Below are 18611 nucleotides of genomic sequence, written 5' to 3' on the forward strand. Positions count from 1 at the left end.
CCCGGCCCGCCCCCCCCCCCCCCCCCCCCCCCCCCCCCCCCCCCCCCCCCCCCCCCCCCCCCCCCCCCCCCCCCCCCCCCCCCCCCCCCCCCCCCCCCCCCCCCCCCCCACTGCGCTGTCGGTGGGCGGGTGCACAGTGCGTCCGTGGACCACACCCCGCCCGACCTCTCCGGCACCGTCGCCCTCGTCGCGGGCGCCACCCGCGGCGCGGGCCGGGGCATCGCCGTCGCGCTGGGCGCGGCCGGCGCCACGGTCTGGTGCACCGGCCGCAGCACCGCGGGGCGCCGCTCGGAGTACGACCGCCCCGAGACGATCGAGGAGACCGCCGAGCTGGTCACCGCCGCCGGCGGCCGGGGAATCCCGGTCGTCTGCGACCACCTCGACCCGGCGCAAGTGGCCGCACTGGTGGCGCGCATCGACGCCGAGTCCGGCCGACTCGACGTGCTGGTCAACGACATCTGGGGCGGCGAGACCCTCTTCGAGGCGGACGTCCCGATCTGGGCCTCCGACCTCGACCGCGGCCTGCGGCTGGTCCGCCTCGGGCTGGAGACCCACCTGGTCACCAGTGCCCACGCGCTGCGCCTGCTCACCCGCCGCCCCGGCGGGCTGGTCGTCGAGATGACCGACGGCACGGCCGCCTACAACGCCACCCACGTCCGGCTGTCGGTCTTCTACGACCTGGTCAAGGTCGCCGTGACCCGGCTGGCGTTCTCCCAGGCCGCGGAGCTGCGCGCGGTGGCCGGCACCGCGGTCGCGCTCACCCCGGGCTGGTTGCGCTCGGAGATGATGCTCGAGCACTACGGCGTGACCGAGGAGAACTGGCGGGACGGAACGGCGGTCGAGCCGCACTTCTGCATCTCCGAGAGCCCGGCGTTCGTCGGCCGGGCGGTCGCCGCGCTGGCCGCCGACCCCGACCGTGCTCGCTGGTCGGGCCGGTCCACCTCCAGCGGCGAGCTGGCCCGCGTCTACGGCTTCCCCGACGTCGACGGCACCCAGCCGGACTGCTGGCGCTACGTCGTCGAGGTGCAGGACGCCGGCCGACCCGCCGGTGACGAGGGCTACCGGTGAGCTCGCGGGCTCCCCCTGACGGCGCAGCGGGGCCCGCGGAGCCGCCGACGAGCGCCGGCGAGGAGGGCCGGATCCGCGGCTCACTAACCTGGGAGCGTGCCGAAGCTGCAGCTGCTCCCCGCCGTCGACGTCGCCGACGGTCAGGCCGTCCGTCTCGTGCAGGGGGAGGCCGGCAGCGAGACCGGCTACGGCGACCCGCTGGAGGCCGCGCTGCAGTGGCAGCGCGACGGCGCGGAGTGGGTGCACCTGGTCGACCTCGACGCCGCCTTCGGCCGCGGCGGCAACCGCGAGCTGCTCGCCCGGGTCGTCGGCTCGCTGGACGTCGACGTCGAACTCTCCGGCGGCATCCGGGACGACGAGTCGCTCGCCGCGGCCCTGTCCACCGGCTGCCGGCGGGTCAACCTCGGCACCGCGGCGCTGGAGTCGCCCGAGTGGTGCGCCCGCGCGATCGCCGAGCACGGCGACCGGATCGCCGTCGGCCTGGACGTGCGCGGCACCCGGCTGGCCGCCCGTGGCTGGACCCGCGAGGGCGGCGAGCTCTACGAGACCCTGGCGCGCCTGGACGCCGAGGGCTGCGCCCGCTACGTGGTCACCGACATCACCAAGGACGGCACCCTGCGCGGCCCGAACCTGGAGCTGCTGCGCGAGGTCTGCGCCGCGACGCCCCGCCCGGTGGTCGCCTCCGGCGGGGTCAGCTCGCTGGAGGACATCCGCGCGCTGGCCGGCCTGACCGCGGTCGGGGTCGAGGGCGCGATCGTCGGGAAGGCGCTGTACGCCGGCGCGTTCACGCTGCCCGAGGCCCTGCGGGTCACCGAGGAGGCGGCGTGAGTGTCGTCCGGTTCGGCTCCGACGCGCCCTGGGAGGCGGTCGTCGGGTACAGCCGCGTGCTGGTGCACGGCGACATGGCCTGGGTGAGCGGTACGACCGCGATCGTCGACGGCGAGGTCGTGCACCCCGGGGACGCCGCCGCGCAGACCCGCCAGGCGCTGGCCACCATCGCCGCCGCGCTGGAACGGGCCGGGTTCACCGTGGCCGACGTCGTCCGCACCCGCATGTACGTCACCGACATCTCCCGGTGGGAGGAGGTCGGCCGGGCGCACGGCGAGGTGTTCGGCGACGTCCGGCCGGCGACGTCCATGGTGCAGGTGGCCGCGCTGATCGACCCGGAGATGCTGGTGGAGATCGAGGCCGACGCGGTCCGGAGGGCCGGGGCATGACGAGCGAGCGTGCGAGCTCGTCCATGGGCACAGCCCGTCCCAGGCGAGCGGGGACGACGAGCGCCAGCGAGGAGGACGAGTGAGCCTGGCCGTGCGGGTCATCCCGTGCCTGGACGTCGACGCCGGCCGGGTGGTCAAGGGCGTCAACTTCGTCGACCTGCGCGACGCCGGCGACCCGGTCGAGATGGCGCGGGTCTACGACGCCGAGGGCGCCGACGAGCTGACCTTCCTCGACATCACCGCCAGCTCCGGCAACCGGGAGACCACCTACGACGTCGTCCGCCGGACGGCCGAGAGCGTGTTCATCCCGCTCACCGTGGGCGGCGGGGTGCGCAGCGTGGACGACGTCGACCGGCTGCTGCGGGCCGGCGCGGACAAGGTGGCGGTCAACACCGCCGCCGTGGCCCGTCCCGAGGTGATCAGCGAGATCACCGACCGGTTCGGCAACCAGGTGCTGGTACTCTCCCTCGACGCCCGGCGCTGCCGGGACGGGGCGCGCACCGACTCCGGCTTCGAGATCACCACCCACGGCGGGCGGCGCGGCACCGGCCGGGACGCCGTCGAGTGGGTGGCGCAGGCCGCCGAGCTCGGGGTCGGCGAGGTGCTGCTCAACTCCATGGACGCCGACGGCACGCAGGCCGGGTTCGACCTCGAGCTGATCCGGGCGGTGCGCCGCGAGGTCACCGTGCCGCTGATCGCCAGCGGGGGAGCGGGGGAGCCGGAGCACTTCCCGCCCGCGGTGGAGGCGGGGGCCGACGCCGTCCTGGCCGCGAGCGTCTTCCACTTCGGCAAGCTGCGGATCGGCGAGGTCAAGGCCGCGCTGGACGGCGCCGGCGTGCCGGTGCGGCGGGAGGCCGACTCCCCGCTGCGGTGACCGACGACCGTCGACCCGGCGGCGCGGTGGTGGCACCCTCGGGAGCACCTGGGCCCGGGGAGGCGCCGTGTGTCGATGGCTGGGCTACGTCGGGGACCCGATCACCCCGCGGGAGCTGTTGTACGACCCCGACCGGTCGCTGATCGAGCAGAGCCGCCGGCACGCGCCGGACATGCCGCTGCCCAACGGCGACGGGTCGGGCCTGGGCTGGTACGGGCGCCGGGAGACCCCGGCGCTGTTCCGCACCACCGCGCCCGCCTGGGGTGACGAGAACCTGCTCGAGCTGGCGACCGAGATCTCCTCGCGGATGTTCCTGGCGCACGTGCGGGCCGGCACGGGCGCGCCGGTGCAGCAGACCAACTGCCACCCGTTCCGGTGCGGCAACTGGCTGTTCGTGCACAACGGGTTCATCAACGAGTACCCGCGGCTGCGGCGGGAGCTGCTGCTGGCCGTCCGTCCCGACCTGTTCGGCAACATCGCGGGGACCACCGACTCCGAGCTGCTGTTCCACCTGGCGCTGACGTTCGGGCTGACCGAGGACCCGATCGGCGGGCTGGAGGCGATGGCCGGCTTCGTCGAGGCCGCCGCCGGGGCCGCGGGCATCCCCGAGCCGCTGCAGATGACCGTCGGGCTGACCGACGGCAGCACCCTCTACGCCGCCCGGTACGCCAGCGGCCCGGTGGTCAACTCCCTGTACGTCAGCGAGGACGTCGAGTCGCTGCGTGCGCTGTACCCGGAGCGGGAGCGGTTCGCCCACTTCCCGGACAACGCCCGGGCGGTCGTCTCCGAGCCGCTGGTGGACCTGCCGGGGGTGTGGCGGGAGGTGCCGGTGGCCACCGCGCTGGTCGTGGGCCGGACGGTGGAGGAGCGGCCGTTCCGCCCGCGCCTGCCCGTGGCCGCGTAGCGGAGTGCGGGGGCGCAGGGATCCTGCGCTGCCGCACTCCGTCTAGGACTGCCCGACGCGGGCGACGTCGCGGCGGCCGGCGGTCCACAGCAGCAGCTCCAGCGGCTCGCCGGCCACCGTCGTCCCCCCGGCGCCCACCCGGTGCTCCGCCCCGGTGTCGGTGCGCCGGAGCACGACCCCGCCCGGCGTCCGCCGGGCGAAGAACCGCACGGCCCCCCACAGCCGGTCCTGGTCGGCCCGGTCGAGCACCCGCGGCACCCAGCCCTGCTGCGCCCGGCGGACGTCCTCGTGGTGGATGGCGAACTCGGCGGTGTTGACCGCGTCGCCGACGACCGGCCACCCCATCGGCGCCCACGCCGGCGCACCGGACCGCACCCGCGCCACCAGCTCGGCGTAGGGCGTCGAGGCGCGCAGCCGGTCCTCCAGCCGGTGGGACCAGGCCGACAGCGGCCGGGCCACGCCCAGCTGCTCGACACCGAAGCCCGGGAGGGCGTCGGGACGGCGGTCCCGGACGACGACGTGCGCCGCCAGGTGGGCCGTCGTCCACCCCGCGCAGCAGGTCGGCGCGCCGGGGCCGAGCTCGTCGAGGAGGTCCGCGAGGGCGGCGCGCTCGCGGGCGGCCAGCGGACGGGAAGAGGCGGTCACCCTGCCCGGTTACCGACGAGGCGGGCCCGGGAAACGGGGAGCGTCCCTTAGCTCCCCTAAGTACAGTCGTGGGCACCGCCCGCACGAGCACCGAGGAGAACTGTGCCCCGCCGCCGAGACGCCGTGGTCCGGCGAGGGATGCGCCACGTCGGGCGCGCGATCGCCGAGCAGCCCGGCATGTTCACGCTGGCCTTCCTCGCCAGCAGCCTCTACGGCGGGATGACCGTGGCCAGCGCCTACGTCATCGGCGAGGTCACCCAGCGGGTGGTCCTCCCGGCGTTCGCCGCGGGGGCGACCACCGGGGCCGCGCTCACGCTGGCCGCCGTCGCCATCCTCGCCGTCGCCGTCCTGAAGATCCTCGGCATCCTCGGCCGGCGGCTGTTCGCCGGGATCATGGGCTACCGGCTGCAGGCCGACTACCGCCGCCGGGTGACCGGCCAGTACCTGCGGCTGCCGCTGTCGTGGCACCAGCGGCACCCGACCGGGCAGCTGCTGTCCAACGCCAACTCCGACGTCGAGGCGTCCTGGTACTTCGTCGCGCCGCTGCCCTTCGCCTGCGGCGCGGTGGTGATGATCGCGATCACCGTGGTCGCGCTGGTGGCCACCGACCCGTGGCTGGCGCTGGTCGGCCTGGTCGTCTTCCCGCTGGTCTTCCTGGTCAACGCCGTGTACTCGCAGGTGATGAGCCCGCGGATGGCGCGGGCCCAGCAGCTGCGGGCCGAGGTCAGCGAGATCGCGCACGAGAGCTTCGACGCCGCGCTGGTGGTGAAGACCCTCGGCCGGGAGGACGTCGAGACCGCCCGGTTCACCGCCCGCGCCGAGGAACTGCGCGACGGGCTGGTCGCCGTGGGCAGGGTGCGCGGCCTGTTCGACCCGCTCATGGAGGCGCTGCCCAGCCTGGGCACCCTCGCGGTGCTGCTCATCGGGGCCGGGCGGGTGGCCGACGGCGCCGCCGACGCCGGCGACCTGGTGTCCATCGCCTACCTGTTCACCCTGCTCGCGCTGCCGATCCGCGCGATCGGCTGGGTGCTGGCCGACCTGCCCCGCGCGCTGGCCGGCTTCGACCGGGTCACCCCGGTCCTCGACGCCACCGGGGAGATCCCGCACGGCGACGACCGCGCCCCGAGCGGCACCGGCGGCGCGGCCCTGGCGCTGCGGGACGTCGGCTTCGGCTTCGACGGCGCCGAGCGGCCCACCCTCTCCGGGATCACCTTCGACGTCGCGGCCGGCAGCACGGTCGCCGTCGTCGGGCCCACCGGGTCGGGCAAGTCCACCCTGGCCGGCCTGCTGGTGCGGCTGGTCGACCCCGGCAGCGGCGCGGTGCTCCTCGACGGGGTGGACCTGCGCGCCCTGCGCGAGGGCGAGGTCAGCGCGCAGGCGGCGTTCGTGCCACAGGGCACCTTCCTCTTCGACGACACCGTCCGCGGCAACGTGACCCTGGGCGCCGACGTGTCCGACGACGAGGTCCGCGCCGCGCTGCGGGTGGCCGCCGCCGAGGACTTCGTCCAGCGGCTGCCCGACGGCCTCGACACCCGCGTCGGCGAGCGGGGCGCCACGCTGTCCGGCGGCCAACGGCAGCGGATCGCGCTGGCCCGCGCCGTGGTCCGCCGTCCCCGCCTGCTGGTCCTCGACGACGCCACGAGCGCCGTCGACCCGGCCGTGGAGGCCCGCATCCTCGACGCGCTGCGCGCCGCCGACCGGCCCTCCACCGTCGTCGTGGTCGCCTACCGGCAGGCCACGATCGCGCTGGCCGACGAGGTGGTCTGGCTGGAGAACGGCCGGGTGCTCGCCCGCGGCAGCCACGAGGAGCTGCTCGCGTCGGTTCCCGGCTACGCCGCGCTGGTGCGCGCCTACGCCCAGACGGAGGTGGCCGCATGAGCACCGCCGTGCTCGCCGAGCACCGGGACGAGGGAGCGCTGGCCACGCTGCGCCGGGGCCTGCGGATGATGCCGGAGTTCCGCCGCGGGCTCCCGGCCACCTTCGCCCTCGCGCTGGTCGCCACCGCCGGGCGGGTGGTCGTGCCGATCGCCGTCCAGCAGGTGATCGACCGCGGCCTGTCCGGCTCCGGCGGCCCCGACCTCGACCTCGTCCGCGACCTGGTCCTGGTGTGCGCCGTGGTCGTCGCGCTCACGGCGGTCGCGGTCTACCGGATGAACGTCCGCCTGTTCCGGACGACGGAGACCGCGCTGGCCGGGCTGCGGTCGCGGGCCTTCCGGCACGTCCACGACCTCTCGGTGCTGCACCAGCAGGGCCAGCGGCGCGGGTCGCTGGTCTCCCGGGTCACCAGCGACGTCGACCAGCTCTCCACGTTCATGCAGTGGGGTGGCGTGCTCGGGGTGGTCAGCCTGGGACAGCTGCTGATCGCCACCGTGGTCATGGCCGTCTACTCCTGGCAGCTGACCCTGCTGGTGCTGGTCTGCTTCGTGCCGCTGGCGATCGCGGTCCGCTGGTTCGCCGCGCGCCTGGCCGTCGTGTACGGGGTGGTCCGGGAGCGGGTCGGCGACGTCCTGGCCGCGGTCTCCGAGTCGGTCGTCGGGGCGCCCACCGTGCGGGCCTACGGCATCCGGGAGCGCACCGCCGCCCGCATCGACCGCGCCATCGACCGGCACTACCGGGCGCAGGTGCGGGCGCAGCGGACCACCGCCGCGGTCTTCGTCAGCGGCGAGTTCGTCGCCGCGGTGGCCAACGCCGCGGTGGTCGTCGTCGGCGTCCTGCTCGGCCTGGGCGGGCACCTGACCGCCGGCACCCTGGTGGCGTTCCTGTTCCTGGTCACGCTGTTCGTCGCGCCGGTGCAGACCGCCAGCGAGGTGCTCAACGAGGCGCAGAACGCCGTCGCCGGGTTCCGCCGCGTCCTCGACGTGCTGGAGACCGAGCCCGACGTCCGCGACCCCGCGGTCGTCGACCCGACGACGGCCCGGCAGCTGCCGCACACCCCGCTGGGCGTGCGATTCGAGCACGTCAGCTTCCGGTACGCGCCGGGGGCGCGCCCCGCCCTCGAGGACGTCGACCTGGAGATCGCCCCACGCCGCCGGGTCGCCATCGTCGGCGAGACCGGCTCGGGGAAGACCACGTTCGCCAAGCTGGTCACCCGGCTGATGGACCCCACCGAGGGCCGGGTGTTGCTCGGCGGCGTCCCCCTGGCCGAGGTCTCCTTCTCCTCGCTGCGGCAGCGGGTGGTCATGGTGCCGCAGGACGGGTTCCTGTTCGACGCGACCGTCGCCGAGAACGTCCGCTACGGCCGCCCGGGGCTCACCGACGACGACGTCCTCGCCGCCTTCACCGAGCTGGGCCTGGGGGAGTGGGTGGCCGGCCTGCCCGGCGGCGTGACCACCCCCGTGGGGCAGCGCGGGGAGTCGCTCTCGGCCGGCGAGCGGCAGCTGGTCGCCGTTGCCCGCGCCTACGTCGCCGACCCCGACCTGCTCGTCCTCGACGAGGCCACCAGCGCCGTCGACCCGGCGACCGAGCGGCGGCTCACCCACGCGCTCGACACGCTCACCGAGGGGCGGACGACGCTGACCATCGCCCACCGGCTGTCCACCGCCGAGCGGGCCGACGAGGTGCTGGTGGTCGACGCCGGCCGGGTGGTGCAGCGCGGCACGCACGCCGAGCTGGTCGACGCCGACGGGCCCTACGCCCGGCTGCACGCCTCCTGGCGGCGCTCGTCGACCGGGGAGCCGCAGCCGGCCGGCTGAGCGCGCCGGGCCACCGCGGCACGGCCGCGCGTCCTAGCCTGCGGACGTGCCTCCCACCCCGGCGGACGCCGCCCCGCCCGCGGACCCGCGGATGCCCGGTCTGGCCCTGGCCGCCGGCGCCCTCGGCATCCTCGGCGCGGTGCCGCCGCTGTTCGTCGCCGTCCTCGCCGTGATGCTGGGCGGGCTGAACGCCGACACCGGCCCCGACCCGTGGACCTACCTGCTGCTGCTCGCCCCGGTCGTCCAGCTGGCCGGCGCCGTCTGGCTGCTGCTGCGCCGGGGCTGGCTGCCGCTGGTGCTCTCGGTCCTGCCGGTGGCCGTGCTGACCGGGGCGGTGGTCGTGGTCGCCGCGCGGGAGGACGCCGGGAGCCCGGCCTGGCCGCTGGTGCTCGTGGTCCTGCCCCTGCTCGCGGCGGCGCTGGCGCTGACGCCGCGGGTGCGCCGGTGGACCGCCGGGCGGCCCGGGCGCGCGGCCGCGGCCGCCCGCTGAGCCCCAGCCACCGGTCCTACCCTCGCCCCATGCCGTCGTCCTCCTCACGCGGCCGGGCGGCGACGCGGCGCTCGCCCCGTCCGGCGCCCCGCCTGCCGGCAGCCCGGACCGCGGGGCCGGCCGTCCGCCCGCTGCTCGCGCCGTTCGCCGCGGTGTTCGGGGTGCTGGTGGCCGCCGAGGACATCTACCTGGCCTACCTGCTGTGGGAACCCGACCGCGGCTGGCACTGGTACGTGCTCGTGCCGGTCGTGCTGGCGGTCTGGGCGGTCGCCGGGGCGGCGATGGTGTGGCTCGGCCGCGGGCGCGGCTGGCTGGTCCTGGCCGCGGCGGCGGTGGTGCCGCTGCTGGCGATGGTGGGGCTGGTGGTCCTCTTCGGCGTCCTCGGCGGCGGGCAGGCGATGTGGTGGGCGGTGCTGCTCCTGGTCGGCCCGATCGGCTGCCTGGCACTGACCCTGCGCCGCCCGATCCGGGAGTGGACCCGACCCGGGCGGGCGACGCACCCGCCCGACCAGCACCGACGGGCGGTCCGCCCCCGCTAGCGTGCCCCCGTGACGCAGACGGACGTCGTGGTGGTGGGTGCGGGGCTGGCCGGGCTGGTCGCCGCCGCGGAGCTGGCCGACGCCGGCAAGCGGGTGGTGCTCCTCGAGCAGGAGCCGGAGGCGTCCTTCGGCGGGCAGGCCTGGTGGTCCTTCGGCGGGCTGTTCCTCGTCGACTCCCCGGAGCAGCGCCGGCTGCGCGTCCACGACTCCCTCGAGCTGGCCCGCCAGGACTGGTTCGGCACCGCCGGCTTCGACCGCGCGGAGGACCACTGGCCCCGCCGCTGGGCCGAGGCCTACCTGCAGTTCGCCGCGGGGGAGAAGCGCGCCTGGCTGCGCGCCCAGGGGGTGCGGTTCTTCCCCGTCGTCGGCTGGGCCGAGCGGGGCGGCTACACCGCCACCGGGCACGGCAACTCGGTGCCGCGCTTCCACATCGTCTGGGGGACCGGGCCCGGCCTGGTGGAGCCGTTCGCCCGCCGGGTCCGCGCCGCCGCCGAGCGCGGACTGGTGGACCTGCGCTTCCGGCACCGGGTCGACGAGCTCGTCGTCAGCGGCGGGGCGGTCACCGGGGTGCGGGGCGCCGTCCTCGAGGCCAGCGGCGCCGCCCGCGGCGAGGCCAGCTCCCGCACCGAGGTGGCGCCGTTCGAGATCGCCGCGCAGGCCGTCGTCGTCACCTCCGGCGGGATCGGGGGCAACCCCGACCTGGTCCGCGAGAACTGGCCCGCGCGGCTGGGCCCGGCGCCGCGGCGGCTGCTCTCCGGCGTCCCCGCGCACGTCGACGGCCGGATGCTGCAGGCCACCGAGGCCGCCGGCGCGCACCTGGTCAACCGCGACCGGATGTGGCACTACACCGAGGGCATCGCCAACCACTCGCCGGTGTGGGCGCGGCACGGCATCCGGATCCTCCCCGGCCCGTCGTCCCTGTGGCTGGACGCCACCGGCCGGCGGCTGCCGGTGCCGCTGTTCCCCGGCTTCGACACCCTGGGCACGCTGGCCCACATCGGGCAGACCGGGTACGAGCACACCTGGTTCGTCGCCACGAAGAAGATCGTCGAGAAGGAGTTCGCGCTGTCGGGGTCCGAGCAGAACCCCGACCTCACCGGCAAGGACGTCAAGCTCCTGCTCAACCGGGTGAAGGCCGGGGTGGCCGGGCCGGTGCAGGCATTCCTCGACCGCGGCGAGGACTTCGTCGTCGCCCGCACCCTGCCGGAGCTGGTCGCCGGCATGAACCGGGTCACCGGGGCGACGCCGGAGCTGGACCTCGCCACCGTGCAGGCCGAGATCGTCGCCCGGGACCGAGAGGTCGGCCACCCGTTCACCAAGGACCTGCAGATCACCGCGATCCGCGGCGCCCGCAGCTACCTCGGCGACAAGCTCATCCGGGTCGCCCCGCCGCACCGGCTGCTCGACCCCGAGGCCGGGCCGCTCATCGCCGTCCGGCTCAACCTGCTCACCCGCAAGACGCTCGGCGGCCTGGAGACCGACCTGTCCGGCCGCGTGCTGCGCCCCGGCGGCGAGGTCTTCCCCGGCCTGTACGCGGCGGGGGAGGTCGCCGGGTTCGGTGGGGGCGGCATGCACGGCTACCGGTCGCTGGAGGGGACCTTCCTGGGTGGCTGCCTGTTCTCCGGGCGGGTGGCCGGCCGGGCCCTGGCGGGTCAGCTGTGAGCACTCCCCGCGACCCGTGGTCGGACCCGGCCACGGAGACCGAGCCGGGCGCGCCGTACGCCGGCCCGCCGCCGACCGCCCCCGCCTGGGTGCCGCCGGGGTACGGCGCCCCCGCCTACGGCTGGCCCGTGGCCTACGGCCCGCCGTGGCCGGTGGTCCCGCGCGGGCCGCGGCGGCCCGGTCAGGTGATCGCCGCCGCCGTGCTCGCCTTCGTCCAGGCGGGCGTGGTGGCCTTCGCGTCGGCCTACGTCTTCCTCCTGGCCTCGGTGTTCAGCCTGGCCGAGGGGGAGCCCGGCTTCCCCGCGGACGCCGACGCGCTGGCGACCGAGGCCACCGCCGTCGCCGCCGTGCAGATCGGGTCGGTCGTCGCCCTCGTCGTCACCGGCATCGTCGCGCTCAACCGGCGGGGTGCGGTGGCGCGCTGGGCGCTCGTGGCCGCGCTGGCCCTGCAGCTCGCCCTCGCCGCGTACTGGTGGGCGCGGCTCGACGGCCTGTCCGAGGCGGTCGGGCCCGACCCGTCGGCCGTGGCGCTGTTCGGGGTCGCCTGCTTCGCCGCCGGTCCGGCCGTGGCGCTGGGCCTGGTCAGCAGCCGCCCGGCGCGGGAGTGGTTCGCCTCGCGGGAGGGGACGGCGCCCGACCGGTGAGCCTGGCGGCCGCCGCCGGATGGGACGATCGGGCGCATGTCCGCCGTCCCCGCCGCCGAGTCCGCCCTGGACCCCGCCGTCGCCGCGCTGCTGCGCCGTGACGCCGCGGGTCTGGTCGCCGCCGTCGTCCAGCAGCACGACACCGGCGAGGTGCTCATGGTCGCCTGGATGGACGACGAGGCGCTGCGCCGCACCCTCACCACCGGCCGGGCCACCTACTGGTCGCGCAGCCGGCAGGAGTACTGGGTGAAGGGCGAGACCTCCGGTCACCGGCAGTGGGTGCGCGACGTCCGGCTGGACTGCGACGGCGACGCCCTGCTGGTGCTCGTCGACCAGGAGGGGCCGGCCTGCCACACCGGCGAGCGCAGCTGCTTCCACCGGGAGCTGGAGGTGTCCCGTGCGGCTCGGTGAGACGTCCCCGTCGCGGGAGGAGTTCGCCGCCCTCGACCAGGCGGTGGTGCCGGTGACCCGGCGGCTGCTCGCCGACGCCGAGACCGCCGTCGGCATCTACCGCAAGCTCGCCGGCAACCGGCCCGGCACGGTGCTGCTGGAGTCCGCCGAGCAGGGCAAGCAGTGGAGCCGGTACAGCTTCGTCGGCGTGCGCAGCGCGGGCGTGCTCACCGAGCGCGACGGCGCCACCCAGTGGCTGGGGGAGGAGCTGCCGGGCCTGACCGACGACCTGCCGGCCGACCCGCTGGACGCCGTCCGCACCCTCGCCCGGCGGCTGCGGTCGCCGCGGACCCCCGGCCTGCCGCGGCTGACCGGTGGCCTGGTCGGCTACCTCGGCTACGACGTGGTCCGTCGGCTGGAGCGGCTGCCGGTCACCAGCGTCGACGACCTCGGCATGCCCGAGCTGTCGCTCATGCTGGTCACCGACCTCGCCGTGCTCGACCACACCGACGGGTCGGTGCTGCTCATCGCCAACGCCGTGCGCGGAGCGGGAGAGTCCGGCACTGGCTGGGACGACGCCGTGGCGCGGCTCGACGCGATGGCCGCCGACCTCACCAAGGCGGTGCCGCCCGGGGTCGCCACGTTCGCGACCGCCGAGCCGCCGCCGGTGGTCAGCAACATGGCGCCGGGCGTCTTCGAGGACGGCGTCGAGCGGGTGCGCGAGCACATCCGCGCCGGTGACGCCTTCCAGGTGGTGCTGTCGCAGCGCTTCGCGGTGCCGACCGAGGTCGACGCGCTGGACCTCTACCGGGTGCTGCGCGCCACCAACCCCTCCCCGTACATGTACCTGCTGCGCTTCGCGGGCCGGGAGACGCCGTTCGACGTCGTCGGCTCCTCGCCGGAGGCGCTGGTGACGGTGACCGGCAGCTCGGCCGTCGTCCACCCGCCGGCCGGCACCCGGCCCCGCGGCGCCACGCCCGACGAGGACGTGCGGCTGGCCGAGGGGCTGCTCGCCGACCCCAAGGAGCGCGCCGAGCACGTCATGCTCGTCGACCTGGCGCGCAACGACCTGGGCCGGGTCTGCGTGCCCGGCACCGTCGAGGTGCCCGACTTCATGCGGATCGAGCACTACAGCCACGTCATGCACCTGGTCTCCACCGTCGCCGGCGAGGTGGCGCCGGAGTGGGACGCGCTGGACGTCTTCGACGCCACGTTCCCCGCCGGCACGGTGTCCGGCGCCCCCAAGCCGCGGGCGATGGAGATCATCGAGTCGCTGGAGCCGACCCGCCGGGCGCTGTACGCCGGCACCGTGGGCTACGTCGACGCCAGCGGCGACCTCGACATGGCCATCGCCATCCGGACGGCGGTGCTGCACCAGGGCCGGGCCTACGTGCAGGCCGGCGCGGGCGTCGTCGCCGACAGCGACGCCGCCACCGAGGAGGCCGAGACCCGGCACAAGGCCCGGGCGGTGCTGTCGGCGATCGCGACCGCCGAGGGGATGCGGGAGCTGCCGTGAGCGGCTCTGCCGTCGGCCCCGTGACCGCCCGGCGGGAGCTGGGCGCCGCCGTCGTCGGCGCGGCGCTGGCCGGCGGGCTGGCGCTATCCACCGGCGGGCAGACCTGGGTGACCGCGACGCTGCAGCGCCCGGCACCGCTGCCTCCGGCCACCGAGGAGGTCACCGGGTCCGCGCTGGCGCCGCTCGTGCCGGCCGCCGGGCTGCTGCTGCTGGCCGCGGCGGTCGCCGTGCTCGCCGTCCGCGCCGGCGGGCGGGTCGTCGTGGGGCTGCTCGTCGCCGTCGCCGGTGGTGTCCTGGGCTGGTCCGGGCTGCGGCCGTTCGTCGGCGGGGTCGAGTCGGTCGTGGCCGGTGCGGTCGGGGCCGGGCGCTCCGGCGGGCTCGCCGTCGAGGTGCACCCGGCCTGGCCGGTCCTGGCGGTCGTCGCCGGGGTGCTCGCGGTCGCGGCGGGGCTGCTCACGGTCCTGCGCGGCCGCGGCTGGCCGGGCATGGGCCGCCGATACGAGCGGCCGGCCGGCGCCGCGACGGCTCGGACCGGGGCCCGGCCGCGGACCGACGAGGACCGCGCCCTGGACGCCTGGCGGGCCCTCGACCGCGGCGAGGACCCCACCGAACTGGCGTCCGGCGAGACCGAACCCCGCTGACTACCCGACCCTCGACAGGCGAACCGCGCGGCGCAGCCCCGCGGGAGGCCGGGACCGCGGTCGCCTCTAGAGTGGTTCCACGACCGGGCCGCGAACGGCGAGCCGAGGATTCCCAGCGGGGAGGACGCGTGTCCGTGCTCGACGAGATCGTCGCCGGGGTCCGCGAGGACCTGGCCGCGCGCGAGGCGGTCACGCCGCTGGCCGAGGTCAAGGCCATCGCCGGGGACACCCGGCCGGCTCTCGACGCCCTGGCCGCGCTGCGCGCCCCCGGCGTCGGCGTCATCGCCGAGGTGAAGCGGCAGAGCCCGTCCAAGGGCGCGCTCGCCGACATCCCCGACCCGGCCGTCCTGGCCCGGCAGTACGCCGACGGCGGCGCCCGGGTGATCAGCGTGCTCACCGAGCGCCGAAGGTTCGGGGGCTCGCACGCCGACCTCGCCGCCGTCCGCGCCGCCGTCGACGTGCCGATCCTGTGCAAGGACTTCGTGGTCACCAGCTACCAGGTGCACGAGGCCCGGGCGCACGGTGCCGACGTCGTCCTGCTGATCGTCGCCGCGCTCGAGCAGAACGTGCTGGTGGGGCTGCTCGAGCGGGTGGAATCGCTCGGGATGACCGCCCTGGTCGAGGTGCACACCGAGGCCGAGGCCGACCGGGCGCTGGCCGCCGGCGCCGCCGTCATCGGCGTCAACGCCCGCGACCTCACGACGCTGTCGGTCGACCGGTCGACCTTCGAGCGGATCGCCCCGGGGCTGCCGTCGGAGGTGGTCAAGGTCGCCGAGTCCGGCGTCCGCGGGCCGCACGACCTCATCTCCTACGCCGCGGCCGGTGCCGACGCCGTGCTGGTCGGCGAGGGCCTGGTCACCGCCGGCGACGCCCGCCAGGCGGTGGCCGACCTGGTCACCGCCGGATCGCACCCCGCGACCCCGCGCACCAGCCGCTGAGAGAGGGCTCCCACGCCCGCCACCCCGACGCCGACCCCCTGTCCCGTCAGGGGCTCTCGGCGCGGGAGACTAGGGGCATGACGACGACCAGCCCACCGCAGCCCGGAGAAGAGCTCCTGCCGGCGCGCCCGGGCTGGCCCGACGCCACCGGCCACTTCGGGGTCTTCGGCGGCCGCTTCGTGCCCGAGGCGCTGATCGCGGCGCTCGACGAGCTCACCGAGGCCTACGCCGCCATGCGGGTGGACCCGGCCTTCCAGGAGGAGTTCGCCCGGCTCCAGCGCGACTACACCGGCCGGCCCAGCCCGATCACCGAGGTGCCGAAGTTCGCCGAGCACGCCGGCGGGGCCCGGGTGCTGCTCAAGCGCGAGGACCTCAACCACACCGGGTCACACAAGATCAACAACGTGCTGGGCCAGGCGCTGCTCACCAAGCGCATCGGCAAGACCCGGGTCATCGCCGAGACCGGCGCCGGGCAGCACGGGGTGGCAACCGCGACCGCCGCGGCGCTGATGGGCCTGTCGTGCACCGTCTACATGGGCGAGGAGGACACCCGCCGCCAGGCGCTCAACGTCGCCCGGATGCGGCTGCTCGGCGCCGAGGTCATCCCGGTCACCACCGGCTCCCGGACGCTCAAGGACGCGATCAACGAGGCCTTCCGCGACTGGGTCACCAACGTCGAGACCACCAACTACGTGTTCGGCACCGTCGCCGGGCCGCACCCGTTCCCGGAGATGGTCCGCGACTTCCAGCGGGTCATCGGCGACGAGGCGCGCGCCCAGGTGCTCTTGCGGGAGGGCCGGCTGCCCGACGCCGTCCTGGCCTGCGTGGGCGGCGGCTCCAACGCCATCGGCATCTTCACCGCCTTCGTCCCCGACGAGGGCGTGCGGCTGATCGGCCTGGAGGCCGGCGGGGACGGCGTCGACACCGGGCGGCACGCGGCCACGATCACCGGCGGGACGCCGGGGGTGCTGCACGGCGCCCGCTCCTACCTGCTGCAGGACGAGAACGGCCAGACCATCGAGTCGCACTCGATCAGCGCCGGGCTGGACTACCCCGGCGTCGGGCCCGAGCACTCCCACCTGCACGACATCGGCCGCGCCGAGTACCGGGCGGTCACCGACGCCGAGGCCATGGAGGCGTTCGCGCTGCTGTGCCGCACTGAGGGGATCATCCCGGCGATCGAGTCGGCGCACGCGCTGGCCGGGGCGCTGCAGCTCGGCGAGGAGCTGGGGCGGGACGCGCTGCTGCTGGTCAACCTCTCCGGCCGCGGCGACAAGGACGTCGAGACGGCGTCGCGCTGGTTCGGTCTCGGCGACCGCGAGGACGTCGACCCGGGACCGGGCCTGGACACCGACCAGCAGCCCACCGAGGGAGCCGTGACGTCCGGCGAGGCCGTCCCCGGCCAGGAAGCAGGAGAGACGGCGTGACCTCACAGCTGGCCGACGTGATCGGCAAGGCCACGGCCGAGGGGAGATCGGCGCTGGTCGCCTACCTGCCGGTCGGCTACCCGAGCGTGGACGCGTCGATCGCGGCGATGGTCGCCGCCGTCGAGGGCGGCGCCGACGTCGTCGAGGTCGGCGTCCCCTACAGCGACCCCGGCATGGACGGACCGGTGATCCAGCGGGCCGTCGACCCGGCGGTGCGTGCCGGCGTGGGCATGCGCGACGTGCTGCGCGCGGTCGAGGCGGTCGCCGCGGCGGGCGCGGTACCGGTGGTGATGAGCTACTGGAACCCGATCGAGCGCTACGGCGTCGAGCGGTTCGCCACCGACCTGGCCGCGGCCGGGGGAGCGGGCGCGATCACCCCCGACCTCATCCCCGACGAGGCGGCCGAGTGGATCGCCGCCGCCGAGGCAGCCGACCTCGACCGGGTCTTCCTGGTCGCGCCGTCGTCCACCGACACCCGGCTGGCCATGACCACCGCCGCCTGCCGCGGCTTCGTCTACGCCGCGTCCACCATGGGGGTGACCGGCACCCGCGCCACGGTCGGCGACGCCGCGGAGCAGCTGGTCGCCCGGACCCGGGCCGCGGCGCCCGACCTCGCGGTGTGCGTGGGCCTCGGCGTCTCGAACGCCGACCAGGCCGCCGAGGTCGCCGCCTTCGCCGACGGGGTCATCGTCGGGTCGGCGTTCGTCCGCACGCTGCTCGACGGCCACGGTCCGGACGGCGTCCGCGCGCTGGCCGCCGAGCTGTCCGACGGCGTCCGCCGACGGGGGCGTGCATGACCGCCCTGGCGGCCATCCCGAGCCCCACGCAGGGCGTCTGGGAGCTCGGCCCGCTGCCCATCCGGGCCTACGCGCTGTGCATCATCGCCGGCATCGTCGCCGCGGTCTGGCTGACCGACCGGCGGTGGCGGGCGCGCGGGGGAGCGGAGGGCGACGTCCTCGACATCGCCGTCTGGGCGGTGCCCTTCGGCATCGTCGGCGGCCGGCTGTACCACGTCATCACCAGTCCGCGGGCCTACTTCGGCGAGGGTGGCGACCCGGTCCGGGCCTTCGCCATCTGGGAGGGCGGCCTGGGCATCTGGGGCGCCATCGCCCTCGGCGGGGTCGGCGCGTGGATCGCCTGCCGGCGCAAGGGCATCCCGCTGCCGGCCTTCGCCGACGCCCTCGCCCCCGGGCTGCTGGTCGCCCAGGCGATCGGCCGGCTCGGCAACTGGTTCAACAACGAGCTCTACGGCGGGCCGACCGACCTGCCGTGGGCGCTGACCATCTACGAGTGGGACGGCACCCAGGCCGTCGTCGGCCCCGACGGGCAGCCGGTCGTGCTGGGCACCTTCCACCCGACGTTCCTCTACGAGCTGCTGTGGAACCTCGCCGCGGCCGGGCTGGTCATCTGGGCCGACCGGCGCTTCCGGCTCGGCCACGGCCGCGCGTTCGCCCTGTACGTGGCCAGCTACTGCGCCGGGCGGCTGTGGGTCGAGATGCTGCGCAGCGACCCCGCCGAGCACTTCTTCGGCGTCCGGCTCAACGTCTTCACCGCGGTGGTCGTCGGCCTGCTCGCGGTGGCCTACCTGGTGTGGCAGCGCGGCCGTCCCCGCGAGGTGATCACCCACGGACGTGAGATGTCCGACACCGCCACCGCCCCGGGGAGCCCGGCCGGCGCAGCCCCGGCGGCCACGCCGGGCAGCGGCGACGGCACGGACGGCGAAGGCGCAGGTGGGGATGGCCCGCTGCGACACGAACGATCCTGAGGAAGACGCGCCGTTGCGGGGGTTTGCCCGAGTGAGGCTCCTGTTACCTCTGTGTACCCTCCAACCTGACCTCCCAGAGATCCTGGCGGGGTCATCTGCGTCGGAACCGGGCCAGCGCCGCCCCGCGGACGACAGCCCCGAGGGCACCACCCCCGAGGCTCGCGAGCCTGAGCTGGACCGGTCGATCCACGGATCACCA

General features: G+C 76.0%; 19 protein-coding genes. 18 read left to right on the forward strand and 1 reads right to left on the reverse strand.

The genetic code is table 11. The annotated features are described in order from the left end of the window. Nucleotides 1-144: 144 nt before the first annotated feature. The 5 genes from ACI79D_RS21690 (at nt 145) to ACI79D_RS21710 (ending at nt 4063) form a co-directional block, all read left to right on the forward strand. Complete coding sequence (locus ACI79D_RS21690) at nt 145-1068, forward strand: SDR family oxidoreductase (protein ID WP_456920575.1); 924 nt, start codon at nt 145-147, stop codon at nt 1066-1068. Nucleotides 1069-1164: 96 nt separating this feature from the next. Continuing rightward, complete coding sequence (gene priA / locus ACI79D_RS21695; RefSeq protein WP_456920576.1) at nt 1165-1896, forward strand: bifunctional 1-(5-phosphoribosyl)-5-((5-phosphoribosylamino)methylideneamino)imidazole-4-carboxamide isomerase/phosphoribosylanthranilate isomerase PriA; 732 nt, start codon at nt 1165-1167, stop codon at nt 1894-1896. Further along, complete coding sequence (locus ACI79D_RS21700; RefSeq protein ID WP_456920577.1) at nt 1893-2285, forward strand: RidA family protein; 393 nt, start codon at nt 1893-1895, stop codon at nt 2283-2285. The genes priA and ACI79D_RS21700 overlap by 4 nt, the downstream gene beginning before the upstream one ends. Before the next feature lie 79 nt (nt 2286-2364). Then, a complete protein-coding gene (gene hisF, locus ACI79D_RS21705) occupies nt 2365-3159 on the forward strand; it encodes an imidazole glycerol phosphate synthase subunit HisF (RefSeq protein WP_456920578.1) in 795 nt (264 codons plus the stop codon). Nucleotides 3160-3226: 67 nt separating this feature from the next. Next, nucleotides 3227-4063, forward strand: a complete 837-nt coding sequence (locus tag ACI79D_RS21710; RefSeq protein ID WP_456920579.1) for a class II glutamine amidotransferase — start codon at nt 3227-3229, stop codon at nt 4061-4063. 42 nt (nt 4064-4105) lie between these two features. On the opposite strand, the gene ACI79D_RS21715 is transcribed toward ACI79D_RS21710, so the two are convergent. Continuing rightward, complete coding sequence (locus ACI79D_RS21715; protein WP_456920580.1) at nt 4106-4708, reverse strand: TIGR03085 family metal-binding protein; 603 nt, start codon at nt 4706-4708, stop codon at nt 4106-4108. 102 nt (nt 4709-4810) lie between these two features. Between ACI79D_RS21715 and ACI79D_RS21720 the strand changes: the two genes are divergently transcribed. From ACI79D_RS21720 to lgt, 13 genes are all read left to right on the forward strand, one after another. Continuing rightward, nucleotides 4811-6586 carry an ABC transporter ATP-binding protein gene (locus tag ACI79D_RS21720; protein WP_456920581.1) on the forward strand — a complete coding sequence of 592 codons (1776 nt, stop codon included), beginning with the start codon at nt 4811-4813 and terminating at the stop codon, nt 6584-6586. Continuing rightward, nucleotides 6583-8400 (forward strand): ABC transporter ATP-binding protein, encoded by a 1818-nt coding sequence (locus tag ACI79D_RS21725; RefSeq protein WP_456920582.1) that lies wholly within the window; start codon nt 6583-6585, stop codon nt 8398-8400. The genes ACI79D_RS21720 and ACI79D_RS21725 overlap by 4 nt, the downstream gene beginning before the upstream one ends. Nucleotides 8401-8446: 46 nt before the next feature. After that, on the forward strand, nt 8447-8890 hold the full coding sequence (locus ACI79D_RS21730; protein ID WP_456920583.1) for a hypothetical protein: 444 nt from the start codon (nt 8447-8449) through the stop codon (nt 8888-8890). 29 nt (nt 8891-8919) lie between these two features. Beyond that, the gene (locus ACI79D_RS21735) at nt 8920-9429 is read left to right on the forward strand and encodes a hypothetical protein (protein ID WP_456920584.1); all 510 of its coding nucleotides are present in this window, start codon (nt 8920-8922) and stop codon (nt 9427-9429) included. A gap of 9 nt (nt 9430-9438) precedes the next feature. Further along, the gene (locus tag ACI79D_RS21740) at nt 9439-11091 is read left to right on the forward strand and encodes an FAD-binding dehydrogenase (RefSeq protein WP_456920585.1); all 1653 of its coding nucleotides are present in this window, start codon (nt 9439-9441) and stop codon (nt 11089-11091) included. Beyond that, nucleotides 11088-11735 (forward strand): hypothetical protein, encoded by a 648-nt coding sequence (locus tag ACI79D_RS21745; protein ID WP_456920586.1) that lies wholly within the window; start codon nt 11088-11090, stop codon nt 11733-11735. The genes ACI79D_RS21740 and ACI79D_RS21745 overlap by 4 nt, the downstream gene beginning before the upstream one ends. A 36-nt stretch (nt 11736-11771) precedes the next feature. Next, on the forward strand, nt 11772-12146 hold the full coding sequence (gene hisI / locus ACI79D_RS21750) for a phosphoribosyl-AMP cyclohydrolase (protein WP_456920587.1): 375 nt from the start codon (nt 11772-11774) through the stop codon (nt 12144-12146). Further along, nucleotides 12133-13641 carry an anthranilate synthase component I gene (locus ACI79D_RS21755; protein WP_456920588.1) on the forward strand — a complete coding sequence of 503 codons (1509 nt, stop codon included), beginning with the start codon at nt 12133-12135 and terminating at the stop codon, nt 13639-13641. The genes hisI and ACI79D_RS21755 overlap by 14 nt, the downstream gene beginning before the upstream one ends. Continuing rightward, a complete protein-coding gene (locus ACI79D_RS21760) occupies nt 13638-14282 on the forward strand; it encodes a Trp biosynthesis-associated membrane protein (protein WP_456920589.1) in 645 nt (214 codons plus the stop codon). The genes ACI79D_RS21755 and ACI79D_RS21760 overlap by 4 nt, the downstream gene beginning before the upstream one ends. 128 nt (nt 14283-14410) lie before the next feature. Continuing rightward, the gene (gene trpC, locus ACI79D_RS21765) at nt 14411-15220 is read left to right on the forward strand and encodes an indole-3-glycerol phosphate synthase TrpC (RefSeq protein WP_456920590.1); all 810 of its coding nucleotides are present in this window, start codon (nt 14411-14413) and stop codon (nt 15218-15220) included. Between the two features lie 77 nt (nt 15221-15297). Further along, on the forward strand, nt 15298-16647 hold the full coding sequence (trpB, locus tag ACI79D_RS21770) for a tryptophan synthase subunit beta (protein WP_456920591.1): 1350 nt from the start codon (nt 15298-15300) through the stop codon (nt 16645-16647). Next, nucleotides 16644-17444, forward strand: coding sequence for a tryptophan synthase subunit alpha (gene trpA / locus ACI79D_RS21775; RefSeq protein WP_456920592.1), 801 nt, complete (start codon nt 16644-16646; stop codon nt 17442-17444). Before trpB ends, trpA begins: the two co-directional genes overlap by 4 nt. Next, nucleotides 17441-18412, forward strand: coding sequence for a prolipoprotein diacylglyceryl transferase (gene lgt / locus ACI79D_RS21780; RefSeq protein ID WP_456920593.1), 972 nt, complete (start codon nt 17441-17443; stop codon nt 18410-18412). The genes trpA and lgt overlap by 4 nt, the downstream gene beginning before the upstream one ends. The last annotated feature ends 199 nt before the right edge of the window (nt 18413-18611 follow it).

This window comes from Geodermatophilus sp. SYSU D00708, assembly GCF_054050115.1.

Coding starts and splice junctions, on each gene's coding strand:
- ACI79D_RS21725 (WP_456920582.1), top strand. CDS start 6,583: ATGAGCACCGCCGTGCTCGCCGAGCACCGGGACGAGGGAGCGCTGGCC.
- ACI79D_RS21735 (WP_456920584.1), top strand. CDS start 8,920: ATGCCGTCGTCCTCCTCACGCGGCCGGGCGGCGACGCGGCGCTCGCCC.
- hisI (WP_456920587.1), top strand. CDS start 11,772: ATGTCCGCCGTCCCCGCCGCCGAGTCCGCCCTGGACCCCGCCGTCGCC.
- trpB (WP_456920591.1), top strand. CDS start 15,298: ATGACGACGACCAGCCCACCGCAGCCCGGAGAAGAGCTCCTGCCGGCG.
- lgt (WP_456920593.1), top strand. CDS start 17,441: ATGACCGCCCTGGCGGCCATCCCGAGCCCCACGCAGGGCGTCTGGGAG.